Raw genomic sequence first — 19,110 nt, 5'->3', positions numbered from 1 at the left:
TGCCCCCAAGAAAAACGGGCGGGCCCGATGCAGGCCCGCCCTTATGCCGTCCGCTTAGCGGTTGGCGGCTTCAAAGCGGCGCAACAGCGCGTCGCCACGTTCCTTGGCGCTGTCCATCGCCTCTTGCGCGGTCTTGTCACCCGCCCAGATGCCTTCCAGCTCTTCGTCGATGATGCCACGGATCTGATCGAAAGACCCAAGGCGCAGACCTTTGGAATTGGCTGTCGGTTCCTTGGCCGTCATCTGGATCACAGCGATGTCCGTGCCGGGGTTCTGCTCATAGAAACCGGCGGCACGGGTCGCCACACCCGCTTCGGCGGTGATGGGCAGATAGCCGGTGTTCTGGTGCCACGACGCCTGCACATCGGACGAGGACAGGAAGCTGAGGAATTCACCGACGCCTTTGTATTCCGCGTCTTCATGCCCCTCCATCACCCAGAGCGAGGCCCCGCCGATGATGGTGTTTTGCGGCGCGTTGCCGACCCCTTCCCAATAGGGCAAGGGGCGCACGTCAAATTCGAACTCGGCTTCGGAACTGATGCCCGCATAGCCTGCCGAACTTTCGGTAAAGAGCGCGCATTCACCTGCGCGGAAGTTTGCACCGCCCTCATTACGCCGACCGGTATAGATGAACTTGCCGTCCTGTGCCCACTCGCCCATCGCCGTCAGGTGCGCAATCTGCGCCGGACCGTTCAAGGCCAACTCAGTGTCGAGACCGGCAAAGCCGTTGTCCTGCGTTGCAAACGGCACATCATGATAGGCCGAGAAGTTTTCGAGGTGGATCCAGCTTTGCCATGCGGTGACAAGGCCGCACTCTTCGCCGCCCTCTTTCAACTGGTCCAGAACCGCGCCCACATTCTGCCATGTGGAGAGGTCCGTGTCGGGATCAACGCCCGCTTCCTGCATCGCGTCCCGGTTCACCCACAAAACAGGGGTAGAGGAGTTGAAGGGCAGCGATAGCATCTCACCATCGGTCGAGGTGTAATACCCCTTGACGGCTCCGATATATGCGTCGGGATCGAACTCGGCACCGCTTTGAGCCATCACTTCATGCACAGGCTTGATCGCACCACCCGCGGCCATCATCGTGGCTGTGCCGACCTCGAACACCATCAGGATATGGGGCTGCTCGCCCGCACGAAATGCGGCAATCCCTGCGTTCAGCGTTTCGGAATAGTTGCCCTTGTGGCTTTCGACGACGACATAGTCGCTTTGGCTGGCGTTAAACTCTTCGACCTGGGCCTTGACCAACTCGCCAAGACGGCCTGTGAAGGCGTGCCAGAATTGGACCTCGGTCTGCGCCGAAGCAATCATTGGAAACAGAATTGCGGTGGATGCGGCAAGGCCGCCGAGCAGTGATCTTTTCATTGTTCCTCCCATGCACCGGTACTGGTGCGTTGCCATCGGTTGCCGTACGTTCGTGTCGGCACGCGCTTTTGACCTACAAAACCTGACACGCATGCGACAAAAACTCAAGTTGGCTCATAATTGCGCTGGTGACCGTTCGATGAGGGCGGCGGGAAAAGGCGCGCAGCACGACAAACACCGTTTTATTGCGTCAGATGAGGCGAGTGCCCCTTCTTGCGGCATGCGAAAAATCGGTACGGGACGCACATGTGACCACGAGTAACAGTCGCATCTGCGAAAGTTTTGAATATACGGACCAAACGGCTGTTTTGTGGACGAAGATTCTCGGGAGGGATTATGAGCCAATCACACCATCCATGGACCGCGTTTTATGACCCGTCCATGCGCACTGAGATTGCGACCGCACAGTATCGCACCATTGGCGACATGGTCAGCGCGGTATCCAACCTCTACAAAGACCGGCCTGCCTTTACCGCCTGTTTGCCCAACGGGATGAACGGCACCCTCAGCTTTGCCCAAGTGGACGAGATGTCGGACGGGCTGGCAGTGTACCTGCGCGAAACGGCAGGGCTGAAACGGGGCGACCGGGTGGCGGTTCAGATGCCCAACGGGTTATCCTTCCCGGTTGTGGCCTTTGCGATCCTCAAGGCCGGATGCGTCGTGGTGAACGTCAATCCGCTGTATACAGCCGAGGAGATGGCCCACCAGTTTGCGGACTCCGATCCGCAGGCGCTGATCGTCGTGGACATCTTTGCCGAAAAGCTGACCAAAGCCCTGAAGGGGCATCCCATACCCAACGTCATCGTGACGCAAGTGGCCGAGTTCTTCCCCGCCATGCCACGCGGCATCGTGCGGCTGGTGCAAAAGCACTGGGACCGCACACTGGCCCCGATCACCCTGCCCCATATCCGCCTGCCGGACGCCATCGCGGCAGGCCATCAGTACAGCAAGCGCAACAGCATCGCGGTCGAAAGCTACCGCGCGGCCCTGTCGCCGGAGGATATCGCGTGCCTGCAATATACCGGCGGCACGACAGGTGTGGCCAAGGGCGCGATGCTGACCCATGCCAACCTGATGATGAACATGGAACAGACCATGGAGATGATCAGCGGCGTCGAGAAAGGCAATGAGACGGCGCTGACGGCCCTGCCTCTTTATCATATATTTGCGTTCACTGTGAACCTGCTTGGGTTTTACTACCTCGGGGCGCGCAACATTCTGATCCCCAACCCGCGCCCCCTCAGCAACCTCAAGCGCGCCTTTGAAAACTACCCGATCACCTGGATGAGCGGTGTGAACACGCTGTTCAACGGGCTCACCAACGAGGTCTGGTTTCAGGACACGCCGCCCAAATCGCTCAAATTTGCGTCCTCCGGCGGCATGGCCCTGCAAAGCTCGGTCGCAGAGCGATGGCAGGAGGTGACGGGCAAGCCGGTGCTTGAAGGATACGGGCTGACGGAATCCTCGCCCGTGATCACCTTCAACCCGCTTGGCAAGACGCGTGCGAACTCCATCGGGATCCCCGTGCCTTCGACCGAGGTGCGCTGCGTGGATGAGGCCGGCAATGAGGTCCTCCAGGGCGAGGCTGGCGAACTGGCCGCACGCGGCCCGCAGATCATGAAGGGCTATTGGAACCGCCCGGATGAGACCGCAAAGACCATGCGCGATGATTGGCTGCTGACCGGTGACATCGGGATCATGGACAAGGACGGCTATTTCTCCATCGTGGATCGCAAGAAAGACATGGTGCTCGTCTCGGGGTTCAACGTCTATCCAAACGAGATCGAGGATTGTCTGGCCCGCCATCCCGGCATCATGGAAGCGGCTGTGATCGGGGTGCCTGATGGGGCCTCCGGCGAGGCGGTCAAAGCCTTCGTGGTGGTGCACGACGCCACACTCAGCCCCGAAGCCATCCGCGCCTACTGCAAAGAGCATCTGACCGCCTACAAGGTGCCCAAGACCGTCGAATTCCGTGACGATCTGCCGAAATCCAACGTGGGTAAGATCCTGCGCAAGGATCTGCGCCAGCCCGACACAGCCACACGCGCTGCGTCCTAAGAACACTCTCAACAGGTAGATCTCGACATGGTCGGACAATTCGAACAGGCAATTCTCGCGCTCATGATCTTTGTGATCATGCTTGGCATGGGGGCGTCGCTGACGCCGCGCGATTTCATCCTTGCGCTCAAACGGCCCTATGGGCTGATGATCGGGGTGGCGTCGCAATACGGGGCGATGCCGCTCATTGGCTTTTTTCTGGCCCTTACCCTGCCGGTGTCGGACCCGATCAAGATCGGCATCCTAATCATGTCCTGCATGCCCGGCGGCACGACCTCCAACATCTTTACCTATTTTTCCAAGGGCAACCTCGCGCTGTCGGTCCTCATGACGGTCACCTCGACAGTGTTTGGCGTAGTACTGATTCCCATCGTGCTGGTGGTCTATGCCGGCGCGCTGGATGTCGACATCCCGCGCGAAAACATCATTGCGACTCTGATCCTGCTGCTCGTGCCTGTGGCGATTGGCATGGTGCTGCGCAAACTGAACGCGAATGTGGGCGCGGTGACCGAATTCATGGGCTCACTGCTGGCCGTTTTCTTTATCGCGTTCCTGATCGTGTCCTGGATCCCGCGCAATTTCGCGTTCCTGATGGAGACGGGGTGGGCGACTTATGCGGCGTCCATCGCGCTTGGGCTGATCGGGATCACGGTGGGCTATCTGTTTGCCAAGGCGCTGCGTTTGCATCCGCGCAATGCGCGCACTGTGGGGCTTGAGACGGGCATTCAGAACGGACCGCTCGCCATCGCCATCGTCGCCTTCACTTTCTCGGGTGCTGAGCAACAGGCGGTGAACGCGGTGCCGGTGCTTTATTCGCTGTTCATCGTGATCGTGTCGACGCTTGTGACGCTCTATTTCCGCCGCGCCAACACCGCGGCCGAGCAGAAAATGCCCGACGGGTTGCTGTAAAACTACTCGGCTGCGTGCAGGTGCATCGCAGGGGGCGATGCGTACCCATCGCGGGTTTGCGGCGTCTTGATTCCAAGGGCCGCGCCCGCGATCTGGGTGCGCAGGATTTGCGCGGTGCCGCCGCCGATGGTGAACATGCGCACGTCGCGGTACATCCGTTCAAGCGGTTCATCGCTGCCGTAACCGCGCGCCCCGAACATCTGAAGCGCGTCGTTCACGACCTTGATGCCCATCTCGGACGCGAACAGCTTCGCCCGCGCCGCGCGTGTCATATCGGGGAACTGGCTGCCATTTGGCCCACGTGAGGCCGCCGCATCATGCAGCATCAGGCGCGCGGCGGTGATCTGCGTGTCCATATCCGCCAGCATCCATTGCAGGCCCTGAAATTCCGCAAGCGGACGGCCAAACTGGTGCCGCGCGAGCAGGTAATCTCTGGCCCGCTCATAAGCGCCCGCCGCCACGCCCATCGCGATGGTGCCTGCGCCCACGCGCTGCGCGTTATAGGCATTCATCAGATCGGCAAATCCGCCGCGAAAGCCAGAGGGCGGCACAAGCGCCCATTCCGCGTCGATCACGAGGTTGTCGAACACCAACGTCGCCTCGGGCATACCGCACAGGCCCATCGTGCGTTCGCGACCCGTGATCCTGAACCCGTCAGGCATGCCCCCCCTGTCGGCGTCCACATGCACGATAAACCCGCCGATGCCCTGATCATGGCCCGCCTCATCCTGAACGCGGGCAAAAACGAGATGGAGCTTGGACACGCCTCCCCCCGTGATCCAGTGTTTCGTGCCATTGATCACATAGGTGTCGCCGCGTTTGCGGGCTGTGGTGCGCATGTCGGTCGCGGCACTTCCGGCGTCCGGCTCGGTGATGCAAATGGCTGGTTTGTCGCCCGCCAACACGATGGGCGCGCAGAACGCTTTTTGCGCGTCGGTGCCATAGGCCATGACCGCGCCGATCGCACCCATGTTCGCCTCGACAATCACTCGGGCGGTCAATGTACAGGCCTTGGCCACCTCTTCGACAACCTGCACCACATCAAGATAGCTGGCCCCCAGACCGCCATGTTCCGCCGGGATGCTCATGCCCATGATGCGCGCATCCACCAGATCGGCCACGTTGTCCCAGCAATAACGTCGTTCGGTGTCCCAAATGGCGGCGCGGCGCGCAAAGGCCGGGGCCAAGTCTCTGGCGGCGGCGACGGCGGGATGTGTCATGGTCCATACTCCGAATGGGGTCGGCTCAAGTTTACCCCTGGATTTCTTCAACTCAACGGAATAAAAATGAACATCAAATTCAGGATAACTGAAGAATGCAAACGCGCGCCCTCAGAAGCCTTCTCAAGATCGCAAAAGTCGGTTCGTTCCTGAAAGCGTCCGAGCAACTGAACATGACCCTTTCAGCGCTGTCGATGCAGATGAAGGCGCTTGAGGTGGAGTTGGGCGTGCAGCTCTTTGACCGCTCGGTCAGACCCCCGCGCCTGACGCCGATGGGCCGGGCTGTTGTGGACAAAGCCGAGGGAGTGATCGCGTGCGAAGATGCGCTGCGTGATCTATGTGTGCAGGACGACGATCTGGTGGGGCATTTCCGCGTCGGCTTTGTCACCTCGGCCGCCGCGCGCCTGCTGCCCAGCTTTTTGAAAAACACCCAAGCCAGTATGAGGCGCGCCACATTCGCCTTTGAAACCGGGCTGTCCAAGGCGCTGCAGGAAAAGGTGCTGACCGGGGGCCTTGATGCGGCCGTTGTGACGGGCACCACCGGATATGTGCAAGGGCTGCGCGAAGTGGAATTGCGCCGCGAACCCTTTGTGTTTGCAGCTGCGGCGCGCATTGCAGGTGGCGGGCTTGAGGGGCTGATGACCCATACGCCGTTCTTTCACTTCATGCCGCAAACAGGCATTGGTCAGTTGATCGCGGATGCCATGCCGTCCAACGCGCGCCCCGCCGACGCGCCCACCATCGTACTCGACAACCTCGAAGCGATCATGGGCTGTGTTAAGGCGGGCCTTGGTTTTACCTTGCTGCCTGCCCCGGACGTCCGGCGCTATGGCGCTGGCGATCTGGTGGAGTTTGCAGCACCGGGCACGATCCACCGCTCGCTTATGCTGGTGACGCGGACCGAAGACTTTGCAGGGCGACGCCTGGACCTGCTGACCGCGCAGTTTGACCCGCAAGACGCGCAAGCCTTACAAAAAAAGAGGGGTATTCGTTGAGAATTTCCGTTCGCCGCTTACGTAAGGTCGCACAAGGCGTCTTCGGACGTCCCGATCAACATGCACTGATCCAGCAAGGACCGGGCCAACATCAGTGGAGGATACATCTATGAAGTGGACTGCAACCTTTGCGGCATCCGCACTCGTCGCAACAACAGCATTTGCCCAGGAAGATCGGACAGGCTGGCCAGAGAGCTTTACCGTGGCCACCGCATCGCAGGGTGGTACGTATTTCGCTTACGGCTCCGGCTGGGCCAATCTGGTGGCCGAAGAGTTGGGGCTGACCGGTGGCGGCGAAGTCACGGGCGGTCCGGGTCAGAATATGGCGCTCGTGCACACAGGTGACGCGCAGTTCGGCATGACAACCATGGGCCCCGCAGCCGAAGCGATTGCGGGCCTCAGCCCGATCGCGCCTGGCCTTGAGATGACGAATGCCTGCGCGATGTTCCCGATGTATCAGACGCCGTTTTCCGTGACCGCGCTGTCCTCATCCGGCATCACCACCATTGCGGATATCCCGGCAGGATCGCGGATCGGGTTTGGCCCCGCAGGCTCCACCTCGGACACGTATTTCCCGCGCATGATGGAGACATTGGGCGTCGAGTTTGAGCGTCGCAACGGATCGTGGAGCGACCTTGGTGGCCAGCTTCAGGATGGTTTGATCGACGTGATCGCTTTTGCCGCCGGTGTGCCGGTCCCTGCGGTCAGCCAGCTTGAGGTGCAGACGGATGTGAACATCATTGAGTTCACCGAAGCCGAGCAGGCGACCATCATGGAGGCCTTCCCCGTCGCCCCTTTCGATATCGCGGCCAGCACCTATTCGACGCTGGAAAGTGACGCGCGGTCGGTGTCGATGTGGAACTTTGCCATCGCCAATTGCGATCTGCCCGACAGCATGGTCAACGCGGTCGTGGACATCATCATGTCCGACAACGAGCGGATGATGAACATCCACAAGGCGGCGCGCTCCACCTTGCCCGAAAACTGGAACAAGAATGGCGGCGTGATTGCGTGGCACCCCGGTGCCGCCCAGTGGTTCATCGATAATGCAGGTGCTGATATCCCTGCCGATCAAATCCACGGCAATTAAGCCCTGCGCGGTGACCATACCTGTTGTGTGGTCACCGCTTTTTCATATCATCTGAGGTCCAGGCAGACTGGAATGCTGCGTCACCCGTTAGGTGGCGGCGGCACAGCGGAGACGTATAATGACCGACAACGCCGAAATGGATGCCCTGTCCGAAGAGCCCATCAAGGTCGAAGGTGTTGACGACGAACCCGTTGAAGACAACCGCCGCGCGTTCACCGGTCGGGCCTATCTCGCCATTGCGGCGATCTCGGGACTTTATGCGATCTTCCACATGGCGGTGCTGAACGGCTGGTCCATCAATGCGTGGACCGGTATTGATATTCCCGGCCTGCCGGTCTTTCCGATGGAGACATGGAATTTCCGCATCGTTCATATCGCGGGGGCCCTGATCCTTGGCTTCCTGCTTTATTCCGCGCGGGCCTTTCCAGACAAGGACACGGGCGGCAGGCATCCGCTGGACATGATCGCCTATCTGGCTTTGCTGCCTGCACTTTATGCCTGTTACACCGCCGCAGGCTTTGCCAATCAGATTGCAAACGGTGTGCTGTGGAACGGCATCGATGCGGGCATCCGTAACGCCGAAATCTGGCACTACGGCGTGCCGTTGATCGCGGCGACGGCCATTGGCATCGTCCTTGGCTGGATACGCCCCCGGGTGCGGGGTGCGATTGCGTCGGCTGACCTGCTGCTTGCGGTCTGCGCTGTGGGCGTCGCGATCTATCTGATCACGATCTTTGGCACCTTGATGCGCAATGCCACGGGCACCCCCTTTGCGCCCATCGGGATGAGCCTTGCAGCCGTCGCAGGCACGGCCCTGATCATGGAACTGACCCGGCGCGTGGCCGGTCTTGCGCTGATCATCATCGCCGGCATCTTTCTGGTCTATGTGTTTGTCGGTGACCTTCTGCCCGGCTTCCTCAATGCGCCGGACATCGCGTGGCAGCGTTTCTTCAGCCAGGTCTATACGGACGCGGGGATTCTGGGGCCGACCACGGCGGTGTCGTCCACCTATATCATCCTGTTCATTATCTTTGCGGCCTTCCTGCAGGCCTCGAAGGTGGGCGAATATTTCGTCAACTTCGCCTTTGCCGCCGCCGGGCGCGCGCGGGGTGGCCCGGCCAAGGTGTCGATCTTTGCCAGCGGGCTGATGGGCATGATCAACGGGACCTCTGCGGGCAATGTGGTGGCCACAGGCTCGCTGACGATCCCCCTGATGAAAAAGGTAGGGTACAAGCCGACGACCGCTGGCGCGGTTGAGGCCGCAGCCTCCACCGGTGGGCAGATCATGCCGCCGATCATGGGGGCCGGTGCCTTCATCATGGCCGAGATCACCGGCATTCCCTACACGGACATTGCGATTGCCGCGATCATTCCGGCGATCCTCTATTTCGTGTCTGTCTATTTCATGGTCGATTTCGAGGCCGCCAAGCTCGGGATGCGCGGCATGCGCGAGGACGAGTTGCCCAAGTTCCGCGACATGATCCGCCGGGTGTTCCTGTTCCTGCCGATCATCATTCTGATCGCCGCACTTTTCATGGGCTATTCGGTAATCCGCGCAGGCACATTGGCGACGGCTGCGGCGGCTGTGGTCAGCTGGTTCACGCCCTACCGGATGGGACCCAGATCCATTGCCAAAGCGTTTGAGTTGGCGGGAACCATGTCGATCCAGATCATCGCGGTCTGTGCCTGCGCGGGCATCATCGTGGGGGTCATTTCGCTCACCGGGGTGGGCGCGCGGTTCTCGTCGGTGTTGCTGAGCATTGCCGACACCAACCAGTTGCTCGCGCTGTTCTTTGCCATGTGCATCTCGATCCTGTTGGGGATGGGGATGCCGACGACTGCGGCCTATGCGGTTGCGGCCAGCGTTGTGGCACCGGGGCTGGTACAATTGGGTATTCCGGCCCTCACCGCCCACTTCTTTGTGTTCTACTTCGCGGTCGTGTCCGCCATCACGCCCCCTGTGGCGCTGGCCAGTTACGCCGCTGCAGGCATTTCAGGGGCCAACCCGATGGCCACGTCCGTCGCCTCGTTCAAGATCGGGATCGCCGCCTTCATCGTGCCGTTCATGTTCTTTTACAACTCCGCCCTGCTGATGGACGGGACGTGGTTCGAAGTGTTGCGCGCCGGGGCGACGGCGATCTTCGGCGTCTTCCTCTTGTCCTCGGGCGTGCAGGGATGGTGGGCGGCGCGCAGTGCCGCCTGGCCGATCCGTGGCGGGCTGATCATTGTCGCGCTCTTCATGATTGAGGGCGGCTTGGTCTCGGACCTGATCGGGGTTGGAGGGGCCTTGGCGCTGTTCGTCCTGTCCCGCGCCACAAGCGCCAAACCTGCGGCGTCCTAGACGGCTTCCGAGCCGCAAGACCTTCCGGCCCACCACCTCACTGCAGCATTTCGGCAGATCGCAGCCGCGCCTTGGCAAAGTCGATGAACGATCTGACCTTGGCCGGCGCGCGCCGCCCCTCGACATGGACCAGATGGATGGGCAACGGGGCCGGCTCCTGTGCGCGCAACACGCTTTGTAGCTGACCGTCCTGCAATTCGGTGCCAACCTGATAAGACAGCGCGCGCACCAGACCCCAGCCTTGGCGTGCGGCGGCAATCGAGGCCGCCACGCTGCTCACACGCAGGCGCGGTTTCAGCCGAACCACCTCTGACTGATCCACGCCAAAGCGCCAATCCGTCGTCTGCCCCACCGCTGGTCCCGACACGATCTGATGTTCGGCCAGGTCGGCCAGCGTTTGCGGCGTGCCGTGCCGCTCGCGCCTTCGGCAAAACTCTCGGCCTCGGCGACCGCAATGAACACCTCAAGGCTTCGCAAACGATCCAAGGCGGCACAGCAGTATGGTCAAAACACGAAATAGTGTCTTTCAGACTATCCGCATTCATTCGTCAGACAGCCCAATTACGTTAATCCTCAAGCACAACCTGCTGCACCCAAAGGATCACTGCATGACACCTGAAGCCCCCCGCCATCCGCTGCCCCCTTTCACCGAAGACACCGCACGCGAAAAGGTCCGATTGGCCGAAGATGGCTGGAACGGTCGCAATCCGGCAAAGGTCGCGCTGGCCTACACGGCTGACAGCAAATGGCGCAACCGCGCGGAATTCCCCCAAGGACGCGCTGAAATCGAAGCCTTCCTGACCCGCAAATGGGACAAAGAGCACGACTATCGCCTGATCAAAGAGCTGTGGACCTTCGGCGGCAACCGCATCGCCGTGCGCTACGCCTATGAATATCACGACGACAGCGGCAACTGGTTCCGCGCCTATGGCAACGAGAACTGGGAGTTCGACGAGAACGGCTACATGGCGCACCGGCACGCTTCGATCAACGAAAAGCCGATCACAGAAACCGACCGCAAGTTTCGCTGGCCACTTGGGCGCCGCCCGGATGACCACCCCGGCTTAAGCGATCTCGATCTCTAGATTTCTCCCCCAATTTCAATTGACTACGCCATGACTGTTAAGCTCTTTCGCAACCCGAAATCCAGTCATTGTCATCGGGTGGCATTGATGCTCGCCTTTCTGGGCGTGGCTTATGAGACCAATGGCGCGCACAAGGCACCTGAGTATCTCAAGATCAGCCCCTTTGGCCTTGTTCCCGCAATCAATGACGGCGGCGACGCACTCACCGACAGCAACGCGATTTTGATCTATCTGGTGCAGACCTACGCAAAGGGCTCGCACTGGCTGCCCACCGACCCCAAAGAGGCGGCCGAGCTGCGGCGTTGGCTAACCATTGCGGCGTGCCGGTTGCCCGTTCGGCTCTGGCACGTCCCTCATTGCCGACGCTCGAAAGGACCCATGACATGACGAAGCTGGACCTCAACCAACCTTTTCACGCAGGTGAGTTGACGGCGCAGGCGCGCGCTGGTGTGGGCGATGTGGCGGCATGGGCGGGTGGCTTCATTCGCGACTATCTGCCCCAAGAGCATCAGGCGTTTCACACCTCGCTCCCCTTTCTCTTGGTGTCCGGCGCGGATGCGACGGGGCAGACGTGGATCACCCTTGTCGAAGGGCCCGAGGGCTTTGCACGCGTGCCCCATCCGCGTTTGATCGAACTGGACACGGATATTGACCCGACCGATCCGCTGGCCGACGCCTTTCAGACCGGCACCCAGATTGGTGTCTTGGGCATCGAGTTGGCAAGCCGTCGACGTAACCGATTTAGCGGGATGATGCGCGCGAAGGATGGCAATTATAGCATTGATATCGAACAAACTTTTGGTAATTGCCCTCAATATATCCACGAACGTTCTTGGACCCGTGTGACCAGAACCACCACTGTCCAAGCGCAGAGGACCGACGCGCTGAGTGATGCCCAAATCGCCCTGATCGGGGTGGCAGACACGATGTTCATCGGATCAGGTCACCAAGGTGAAACGGGTGCGGCGTCCAATGGCTATGATGCGTCCCACCGCGGCGGCGCGCCGGGCTTTGTGCATGTGGTGGACGGCACTCATCTGCAAATCCCCGACTATGTGGGCAACAACTTTTTCAACACGATTGGCAATCTGGTGTCGAACCCGCGCATCGGTCTGCTGTTCGTCGATTTCAAAACGGGCGGTCTGCTGCATGTGACCGGACGCGCCGACATCGATTGGGCGGCTCAAAACGCCCATGACCCCGAGGCATGGTCAACGTCGAGATCGATCAGGTGATCTGGCGTCCCGGTGCGATGTCGCTGCGGTGGGACAGGCTGGAATCGCAATCGCGCCAATTGCTACTGGCACGGCGCGACGCCGAAACGGCTGACATCAGCTCGTTTTACGTCGCCCCGGTGGATGGGCGCCCCCTGCCCTCGTTCCTGCCCGGCCAGCATTTGCCGATTTCCGCATGATCACCTGCGCATCGGCGACATCATCGAGGCGCGCGACCCGTCAGGTGTGTTTGTGCTGCCCGAGGGCTGCGGGCCGGTTGTGCTGATCAGTGCAGGCGTCGGGCTGACCCCCATGGTGTCTATGCTGCATGCGGCTGCCGCCACCACCTGAACCGCGTGGTATGCGCATGGCGCACGCACGCAACTCGATCACGCGTTGCAAGCCGAGGTCGCGGATCTGATGGCGCGCCACGAAAACCTGCATCAGCACACGTTCTACAGCCAGGCGCAGGACGCTGACCTTGCGGACCGGGAGGTCGCCCGCAGGGGGCGCGTCACGGCCAAGGACATCGCAGAGATACAGGTTGGGCCGGATGCGGATTATCTGCTGTGCGGCCCGGCCAAGTTCATTTCCGCCATCATATCCGGTTTGGAGGACCTGGGGGTACCAACGGACCGCATTCATTTCGAGACATTCGGGCCGAGCGTCGCGCACAGCTAGGCCGCGCGACTGCGATCAAGTCCCCTAAAGGGACAAACTCGCACGCTTCCAGCAGAGGCAAAAAGTCTGACCAGAACGTCTGCTGTTGCCGTTGCATCGGCCAAAGCTGTGTGGTGGTCAGCCGCTGATCAGGCAGGTTTTCATTGGTGCGGGTCGTGGCAAGGTCAGCAACGGTAAATCGTTTGATATGGGTGCACATTTGGATCCCGGAGCGCAGCCAGCTTTGCTCCTGCATGGTCGTTGCAATGTCTATCCTCTACGGGAGGCAGTCTGGCGTGCGCTCGAACCATGTGTGTCCGTTCGAGATGGTCATGCCCAGACCCGCAGCCACAGGCATCACCCATTTGGGCAAGCGCCGCCGTGCGGCGATGTTGAGCAGCAACGCGACGCCTGCCCCGGCGATCCCGGCACAGACAGTGGTGATCAATTCCAGAAATATAGGCCATCCTAGCGCAGCTTTACCAGACCCGGCAGCCGTTTGCATGGTTTTGACAACGACAAACGCATCGCGCAGGTGGCTGCGTTCAAAGTCGGACAGCACGAACGGATCAAGGCAATTGGTCGGTTTGTTCCCACGTTTGATCCGCTCGGCCTGATGGGCCAGACTCAGGTTTGCCATGAGGTCACAGGCGTAGAGCAAATCTGCACCGCCCGAGGCCGACACCGCTCCGGCGGCTATCGCTGCTGTCAGCCGCGCGCGGGTGTTAACAGGCTCCAGCGTGCCTCGCAGCGTGTAGATCCGTCCCGGATCGACAACCGGGACGCCGCCCTTGTGCCTGAGGTCCAGTTGAATGCGATGATCACGCGATCAGTGTGAGGGATACCTGAACCGCGACTCTTGTTAGCCTGACGTTAGGGCGCTCGGTCGCCCTTATCCACGCCAATCGCACGCAGCAGGTCACCACCCTTCAGCGCTGACCCCGCGAGCACATCCAACCGAGATATCACACATGCGCTGCAAAGCGCGTATCGTCACCCTCCAAGCGCCATCTGATCGCCGATAAGTGCTGTGCGCCAATCGCCCGGTCGTGGGCCCGTGCCCCGGCCCCTACCCGATCAGCACTTCGCCGAACGTCTCGCGCAGGTTCCGCTTGAGTACCTTGCCTGTCGCGTTGCGCGGCAGCACATCGGTGAACACGACACGATCCGGCACCTGCCACTTGGCGATCTTGCCGTCGAAGATCGACAGCACCTCATCCTCGGACGGGTCCTGCCCCTCGGCGGCGACAGCCACGAGCACCGGCCGCTCATCCCATTTCTCGTGACGCGCACCGATGACCGCAGCATCCGCGAGCGCAGGATGCGCAATGGCGATGTTTTCCAGATCGACGGATGAAATCCACTCGCCCCCGGACTTGATGATGTCCTTTGAGCGATCCTTGATCGACAGATAGCCGTCCGGGTCCAACGTGGCGACATCGCCGGTGTGGAACCAGTCATCCGTCAGCGTCTCGTCCCGGGTGCTCAGGAAATAGCTGTCGAGAATCCAGTGCCCGCGCACCATCAGATCACCCTGCGCCACCCCGTCGCGGGGCAGTTCGGCCCCATCCGGGTCCACGATCTTGAGATCCACGCCCCACGGCGGGCGCCCCTGATTTTCACGGAGCGCATGCTGTTCGGCCTGCGGCAAGTCCTTGTGTTTGGCCAGCGGTTGATTGGACGAACCAAGCGGCGACATCTCGGTCATGCCCCAGGCGTGGATCGTCTCGACCCCGTACTCATCACGGAAGGCGGCCATCATCGAGGGCGGACAGGCGGACCCACCCACAACCGTCCGCGTCAGGCTTTCAAGTTTGGAGCCGGATTTCCTGGCCTCACCCAACAGCCCCAGCCAGATCGTCGGCACCCCCAAGGCAATCCCGACCTTGTAGGTGTCGATCAGTCCCACCAGCGACGGCCCGTCCAGACCGGGGCCCGGCAGAACCATACGCGCGCCGACCATCGCGCAGGCATAAGGCGTGCCCCACGCGTTCACATGGAACATCGGGACCACGGGCAGCACCACATCCATGGCCGAAAAGCCGATGCAGTCGTTGAGGTTGGAGGCAAAGGAATGCAGCACGGTCGAGCGGTGGGAATAGAGCACACCCTTGGGATTCCCGGTCGTGCCGGACGTATAGCACAGCGATGAGGCTGTATTTTCGTCGAACTCGGGCCATGCAAAATCGGGCGCGCCGTCGCCGATCAACTCGTCATAGAATTTCAGCCCCTCGATCTCGGCCGCCGCCGCGTCATCACGGCCCTCCATCAGCACGATATGCTCAACCCCCGGCAGCTTGTCGCGGATCGCCTTGACCAGCGGGATGAACGTGCGGTCGATGAACAGCACGCGGTCTTCGGCGTGGTTGATGATATAGACCAACTGCTCGGGAAACAGACGCGGGTTGATCGTGTGGCAGACAAGGCCCGCGCCAGACACGCCAAAGTAGATCTCAAGATGGCGGCGGTTGTTCCAAGCAATGGTGGCACAGCGCGCCTGCGGCTCAAGGCCAAGGCCCAACAGCGCATCCCCCAAACGGTGCGCATTGGCCCCCACTTGTCCCCACGTGGTGTCCTCGACCCCGCCGCCGGTGTTGACCGACACGATACTGGTGTCCCCGTGAAACCGCGCCGCATGGTCAATCAGCGACGAAATGGTCAGGGGAAAGTTCATCATTTGGCCAAGCATGGCGGGCCTCCCTTTGGTGTGGCGAGGCGCCCGTGTCTCCGCACGTCCCCGGTTCCACCAACCTGCCAAGGGGCGCTGCAACTGGCAAGCGATTGATGCGGACGAAAAAGGGGCGGACACATGGCCCGCCCCGTTGGCCGTTGTTTGCGCGCTTACCCGCAGCGCAAGGCGTCAGCATGGGCGATATGCCCGCGATTGGCCTCCACATAAGCAATCAGACCCGCCAATACGCTTGGCTGCCCTGCAAACCCGTGCCAGGGTTTGAAATGCGGGATATGCAGGAAGGTGGTCGGGTCGCGCCGCAACAGGTTGGCAAAGACAGAGGCGACCACGCGCCCCCCCGCCCCGGTCAACTTGCCATTGCCGTGCTGCTCAGCCTCTTGCAGGCAGTAGAACCACAGCGGCGTCTTGGTGATACCCTTGTGTTTCAGCACATCGGGCACGTGGACAGGATCGGTGCCCAGACGGGCCGCGACCTGCTGACCGCTGGCAAGCTGATAGGTATAGCGATCCCGCACCATGTTACGCAGGGCAAGGTTGCGCGATTGGGCCAGCGTCAGCTCTTCGTCGATATCCGCCAGCGCGATGGTGTCATGCACAAAGGGCAGGTTCAGCAAAGGAGAGCCCAGTTTTGGCCCCACGGGTCGCGCCTTTTGCGAGTTCACATCACCATTCATGCCAAAGAACATCGGGTAGTCGATGTTGCCGTCCTCGGGGCGCGGCCCAAAGCCAGGCAAGGCAAACAGTCCACGTGCCGCCTCGCCATCGCGCAGTGCGTATTCAAACTGCGTCGTGGCGTGACCAAACCGATAGGCGGCTCCGGTGAACTCCACCGGCATCACAGGCGCATCCCAGCCAAAGGCGTGATGATCCAGCGCCCAGTCCAGACAGTCCTGCGTGACGAAGGCCGGCAACAACTCGCACCACACGATCCACTGGTAGTGCAGCCGGATAAAGCGGCGCACCTCCTGAAAGTTCGCCAGTTTGGGCGACACATGATCATGCCAGACATGTTTGGGCATGCCCTCATGCGCGCAAGCCTTGATGTCGCTGGCCGCATCACCACCCTCGACCCGCTTGCTCATCAGAATGTTGTGCAGCTCGATAAAGATCGACTGGACTTGCGCGACCAGAACGTTCTCGTCATTGCGCGGATCTCCGATCAGGGCTTTGCCCGCACAGGTGCGCGCGAGATCGCGGTGGTTGTCATCGCGGCCATGGACCAGGAACTGCTCAGCCTCGCCCGCGCCATAAAGATGCGGCGACGCCTCGGGGCCAGCCCCATAAACACAATCCAGATCCAGGCTTGGCGTGCGCACATTCGGGATGGTGGCCGGATCAATCCGTGTGCCCAAAGCCGATGTGGCATCGAGCGTAATGTCGTGATCCACGAACTGACCAAAAAAAGTCATGCCCGCATCCGCAGGGCCATCCGTGTTGTCGGTCGCGGCCATGGTCTGTGAAAGATCATCAAGCGCCTGAATGACGTCGCCGTGTGTGATATTCTTGATATGCACCGGGTTGGCCGGCATGAGCCGCCCAAGGGTCTGGGCAAAGGGGCGCGCGGGCCCCTCACCGTTGATACATGCTTTCATAAGTTGGTCGAGCCGTGACAGCCCGTGATGGGTACCAGCCATAATATTGGCCTCCTGATATGTTAAAAGTGATCAGCGAAAATAAGTCTCGCGTGACATCAGGGTACGCGCTGTGGGGGCTTCACGGCAGGTCAGGAAATCCCCCATGAGGCCCATACGCAAGCGGACAACCGCACACGTATGGGCAAAGACGAGCCGGAACAGCCCGTTTCTTACGACCCAAAATACCGCCGCCGGAGGCACCGCGACTGCCAAAAGCAGGCGCAAAACATCATGTGCGCCGTCAGGCGCTCACTTCTTAGGGTGCGTCCTGGCGATGGGCGTGCAGATAGGCGACAAGGCTTTGCGTGGATCCATCCTTGCCGTCCGCCGATGCCGCACCCTCGACAACCGGCTGCAAGGCCGTGGCCAGTTCCTTGCCCAGTTCCACGCCCCACTGGTCATAGGAATTCAGACCCAGAATGACGCCTTCCACAAACACACGGTGTTCATACAGCGCGATGATCTGACCAAGTGTGAACGGATCCAGCATCGGATAGATCAGTGTGGTCGACGGCCGATTGCCCGCAAACACCCGGTGCGCCGCCTGACGTTCCAACTCGGCCCCCTCAAACGACCCGGAGATCTTGGCGCGCGCCTCGTCGAGCGACCGACCCCGCAGCAGCGCCTCGGACTGGGCCAGGCAGTTGGCGACCAGCAGGTCGTGGTGATGGCGCAGATCGTCCTCATGCCCGTTGGCCGCCACCATGAACTCACACGGAATGACCGACGTGCCCTGATGGATCAACTGATAGAACGCATGCTGCCCGTTTGTGCCGGGCGCGCCCCAAACCACCGGGCCACTCTCAACCGGCAGCGGCGCACCATCCATGCCAACGGACTTGCCGTTGGACTCCATCTCAAGCTGTTGCAGATAGGCGGGCAATTGGCCAAGGCGCTGATCGTAGGGCAGCACCGCGCGGGTGGCATGACCACAGACCTGCCGGTGCCAGATGCCGACAAGGGCCAGCATCAGCGGCATATTCTCGGCCCCCTCGGCGGCACAGAAGTGACGATCCATGTCCTGCGCACCGCGCAAGAACGCGCGGAATCCCTCTGCCCCAATGGCCAACATGATGCTGAGGCCAATCGGCCCCCACAGCGAATAGCGCCCGCCGACCCAATCCTCAAAGCCAAAGACGCGGTCGGCCGGAATGCCGAAATCAGCCGTCTTTTCCATATTCGTCGATAGCGCAGCGAATTGGGCGTTCGGATCGCCGCCGTGATCCTTCATCCAGGCCCGCGCCGTGCGGGCATTGGTCATGGTCTCGATTGTCGTGAAGGTTTTGGAGGCGACAATCACCAGCGTGGTCTTTGCATCCAATCCGCGCAGCGTGTCGGCGATATGCGCCCCATCGACGTTCGAGACGAAATGACAACGCGGCCCGTTGCGGTAAGGCGACAAGGCCTGCACCGCCATGGCCGGACCCAGATCAGAGCCACCAATGCCGATATTGACCACATCCGTGATAGCAGAGCGGCGCACGCTATCCGCATATGCGCTCATGCGATCCAGCGTCGCCAAAACCTCCGGCATGACGTCCACGCCTTCCACCTCGACCGCATCGCCGTCCAGATTGCGCAGGGCGGTGTGCAGCACAGCGCGCCCTTCGGTCTCGTTGATCTTGGCGCCTGCAAACATCGCATCGCGGCGGGCGGCAACTTGCGCCGTGTCCGCCAACTCAAGCAGCAGCGCGCGGGTGTCGGCATCAATGTTGGTCTTGGAATAGTCAAACCGCATATGCTGGGTCTGCACCGAAAACGCATCAGCCCGTGCCCCGTCAAACAGATCTAGGATCGCGCGGTCGGCTACATCCGCCTGTTTGGCCTGCAATTTATTCCACATG

General features: G+C 61.0%; 16 protein-coding genes and 2 pseudogenes. 11 read left to right on the top strand and 7 right to left on the bottom strand.

Features of this window, described 5'->3' with window-relative positions:
- Positions 1 to 54: 54 nt before the first annotated feature.
- Positions 55 to 1,368: a sn-glycerol-3-phosphate ABC transporter substrate-binding protein UgpB gene (gene ugpB / locus Q0908_RS01830; protein WP_299280726.1), complete on the bottom strand. Its 1,314-nt coding sequence runs from the start codon at positions 1,366 to 1,368 to the stop codon at positions 55 to 57.
- Positions 1,369 to 1,704: 336 nt separating this feature from the next.
- On the opposite strand from ugpB, the gene Q0908_RS01825 reads away from it, so the two are divergent.
- Both Q0908_RS01825 and Q0908_RS01820 read left to right on the top strand, forming a co-directional pair.
- Positions 1,705 to 3,426 (top strand): AMP-binding protein, encoded by a 1,722-nt coding sequence (locus Q0908_RS01825; protein WP_299280725.1) that lies wholly within the window; start codon positions 1,705 to 1,707, stop codon positions 3,424 to 3,426.
- Between the two features lie 27 nt (positions 3,427 to 3,453).
- The gene (locus Q0908_RS01820; RefSeq protein WP_299280724.1) at positions 3,454 to 4,335 is read left to right on the top strand and encodes a bile acid:sodium symporter; all 882 of its coding nucleotides are present in this window, start codon (positions 3,454 to 3,456) and stop codon (positions 4,333 to 4,335) included.
- A 2-nt stretch (positions 4,336 to 4,337) separates the two neighbouring features.
- Here the strand turns inward: Q0908_RS01820 and acdA are convergent, their stop codons facing one another.
- Complete coding sequence (gene acdA, locus Q0908_RS01815; protein ID WP_299280723.1) at positions 4,338 to 5,555, bottom strand: 3-sulfinopropanoyl-CoA desulfinase; 1,218 nt, start codon at positions 5,553 to 5,555, stop codon at positions 4,338 to 4,340.
- A 95-nt stretch (positions 5,556 to 5,650) separates the two neighbouring features.
- Between acdA and Q0908_RS01810 the strand changes: the two genes are divergently transcribed.
- The 3 genes from Q0908_RS01810 to Q0908_RS01800 all read left to right on the top strand — a co-directional run bounded on the left by Q0908_RS01810 (position 5,651) and on the right by Q0908_RS01800 (position 9,981).
- On the top strand, positions 5,651 to 6,550 hold the full coding sequence (locus Q0908_RS01810; protein ID WP_299280722.1) for a LysR family transcriptional regulator: 900 nt from the start codon (positions 5,651 to 5,653) through the stop codon (positions 6,548 to 6,550).
- A 109-nt stretch (positions 6,551 to 6,659) separates the two neighbouring features.
- Positions 6,660 to 7,640: a TAXI family TRAP transporter solute-binding subunit gene (locus Q0908_RS01805; protein WP_299280721.1), complete on the top strand. Its 981-nt coding sequence runs from the start codon at positions 6,660 to 6,662 to the stop codon at positions 7,638 to 7,640.
- Positions 7,641 to 7,758: 118 nt separating this feature from the next.
- Complete coding sequence (locus Q0908_RS01800; RefSeq protein ID WP_299280720.1) at positions 7,759 to 9,981, top strand: TRAP transporter fused permease subunit; 2,223 nt, start codon at positions 7,759 to 7,761, stop codon at positions 9,979 to 9,981.
- A gap of 37 nt (positions 9,982 to 10,018) precedes the next feature.
- On the opposite strand, the pseudogene Q0908_RS01795 reads toward Q0908_RS01800, so the two are convergent.
- A pseudogene (locus Q0908_RS01795) lies at positions 10,019 to 10,384 on the bottom strand (LysR substrate-binding domain-containing protein); the annotation flags it as partial.
- 205 nt (positions 10,385 to 10,589) lie between these two features.
- On the opposite strand from Q0908_RS01795, the gene Q0908_RS01790 reads away from it, so the two are divergent.
- The 6 genes and pseudogenes from Q0908_RS01790 to Q0908_RS01765 form a co-directional block, all read left to right on the top strand.
- Entirely contained in the window at positions 10,590 to 11,066 is a 477-nt protein-coding gene (locus tag Q0908_RS01790) for a nuclear transport factor 2 family protein (protein ID WP_299280719.1), read from the top strand.
- Between the two features lie 30 nt (positions 11,067 to 11,096).
- Positions 11,097 to 11,453 carry a glutathione S-transferase N-terminal domain-containing protein gene (locus tag Q0908_RS01785; RefSeq protein WP_299280718.1) on the top strand — a complete coding sequence of 119 codons (357 nt, stop codon included), beginning with the start codon at positions 11,097 to 11,099 and terminating at the stop codon, positions 11,451 to 11,453.
- Positions 11,450 to 12,301: a pyridoxamine 5'-phosphate oxidase family protein gene (locus Q0908_RS01780; protein ID WP_299280717.1), complete on the top strand. Its 852-nt coding sequence runs from the start codon at positions 11,450 to 11,452 to the stop codon at positions 12,299 to 12,301. Before Q0908_RS01785 ends, Q0908_RS01780 begins: the two co-directional genes overlap by 4 nt.
- Positions 12,274 to 12,480, top strand: a complete 207-nt coding sequence (locus Q0908_RS01775) for a hypothetical protein (protein ID WP_299280716.1) — start codon at positions 12,274 to 12,276, stop codon at positions 12,478 to 12,480. The genes Q0908_RS01780 and Q0908_RS01775 overlap by 28 nt, the downstream gene beginning before the upstream one ends.
- Positions 12,425 to 12,631 (top strand): hypothetical protein, encoded by a 207-nt coding sequence (locus tag Q0908_RS01770; RefSeq protein ID WP_299280715.1) that lies wholly within the window; start codon positions 12,425 to 12,427, stop codon positions 12,629 to 12,631. The genes Q0908_RS01775 and Q0908_RS01770 overlap by 56 nt, the downstream gene beginning before the upstream one ends.
- 18 nt (positions 12,632 to 12,649) lie before the next feature.
- A pseudogene (locus Q0908_RS01765) lies at positions 12,650 to 12,961 on the top strand (ferredoxin); the annotation flags it as partial.
- Positions 12,962 to 13,217: 256 nt separating this feature from the next.
- On the opposite strand, the gene Q0908_RS20360 reads toward Q0908_RS01765, so the two are convergent.
- The 4 genes from Q0908_RS20360 to pgi form a co-directional block, all read right to left on the bottom strand.
- Positions 13,218 to 13,754, bottom strand: coding sequence for a putative nucleotidyltransferase substrate binding domain-containing protein (locus Q0908_RS20360; RefSeq protein ID WP_366868607.1), 537 nt, complete (start codon positions 13,752 to 13,754; stop codon positions 13,218 to 13,220).
- 255 nt (positions 13,755 to 14,009) lie between these two features.
- Positions 14,010 to 15,629, bottom strand: a complete 1,620-nt coding sequence (locus Q0908_RS01755; RefSeq protein ID WP_299280714.1) for a long-chain-fatty-acid--CoA ligase — start codon at positions 15,627 to 15,629, stop codon at positions 14,010 to 14,012.
- Between the two features lie 152 nt (positions 15,630 to 15,781).
- A complete protein-coding gene (locus Q0908_RS01750) occupies positions 15,782 to 17,266 on the bottom strand; it encodes a peroxidase family protein (RefSeq protein ID WP_299280713.1) in 1,485 nt (494 codons plus the stop codon).
- A 256-nt stretch (positions 17,267 to 17,522) separates the two neighbouring features.
- The gene (gene pgi / locus Q0908_RS01745) at positions 17,523 to 19,109 is read right to left on the bottom strand and encodes a glucose-6-phosphate isomerase (protein WP_299280712.1); all 1,587 of its coding nucleotides are present in this window, start codon (positions 19,107 to 19,109) and stop codon (positions 17,523 to 17,525) included.
- Between the last annotated feature and the right edge of the window lies 1 nt (position 19,110).

It is taken from the genome of uncultured Tateyamaria sp., assembly GCF_947494755.1.
Classification (GTDB): Bacteria; Pseudomonadota; Alphaproteobacteria; order Rhodobacterales; family Rhodobacteraceae; genus Tateyamaria.
The sequence above is the reverse complement of the archived record's forward strand: the minus strand, read 5'-3'. Positions and strand labels throughout refer to the sequence as shown.

Bases quoted from the DNA above. Each gene is read 5' to 3' on its own strand.
- Q0908_RS01800 (WP_299280720.1), top strand. From the start codon at position 7,759: ATGACCGACAACGCCGAAATGGATGCCCTGTCCGAAGAGCCCATCAAG.
- Q0908_RS01780 (WP_299280717.1), top strand. From the start codon at position 11,450: ATGACGAAGCTGGACCTCAACCAACCTTTTCACGCAGGTGAGTTGACG.
- Q0908_RS01820 (WP_299280724.1), top strand. From the start codon at position 3,454: ATGGTCGGACAATTCGAACAGGCAATTCTCGCGCTCATGATCTTTGTG.
- acdA (WP_299280723.1), bottom strand. From the start codon at position 5,555: ATGACACATCCCGCCGTCGCCGCCGCCAGAGACTTGGCCCCGGCCTTT.
- Q0908_RS01805 (WP_299280721.1), top strand. From the start codon at position 6,660: ATGAAGTGGACTGCAACCTTTGCGGCATCCGCACTCGTCGCAACAACA.
- Q0908_RS01790 (WP_299280719.1), top strand. From the start codon at position 10,590: ATGACACCTGAAGCCCCCCGCCATCCGCTGCCCCCTTTCACCGAAGAC.
- pgi (WP_299280712.1), bottom strand. From the start codon at position 19,109: ATGTGGAATAAATTGCAGGCCAAACAGGCGGATGTAGCCGACCGCGCG.
- ugpB (WP_299280726.1), bottom strand. From the start codon at position 1,368: ATGAAAAGATCACTGCTCGGCGGCCTTGCCGCATCCACCGCAATTCTG.
- Q0908_RS01750 (WP_299280713.1), bottom strand. From the start codon at position 17,266: ATGGCTGGTACCCATCACGGGCTGTCACGGCTCGACCAACTTATGAAA.
- Q0908_RS01755 (WP_299280714.1), bottom strand. From the start codon at position 15,629: ATGCTTGGCCAAATGATGAACTTTCCCCTGACCATTTCGTCGCTGATT.
- Q0908_RS01810 (WP_299280722.1), top strand. From the start codon at position 5,651: ATGCAAACGCGCGCCCTCAGAAGCCTTCTCAAGATCGCAAAAGTCGGT.
- Q0908_RS01785 (WP_299280718.1), top strand. From the start codon at position 11,097: ATGACTGTTAAGCTCTTTCGCAACCCGAAATCCAGTCATTGTCATCGG.
- Q0908_RS01775 (WP_299280716.1), top strand. From the start codon at position 12,274: ATGGTCAACGTCGAGATCGATCAGGTGATCTGGCGTCCCGGTGCGATG.
- Q0908_RS01825 (WP_299280725.1), top strand. From the start codon at position 1,705: ATGAGCCAATCACACCATCCATGGACCGCGTTTTATGACCCGTCCATG.
- Q0908_RS01770 (WP_299280715.1), top strand. From the start codon at position 12,425: ATGGGCGCCCCCTGCCCTCGTTCCTGCCCGGCCAGCATTTGCCGATTT.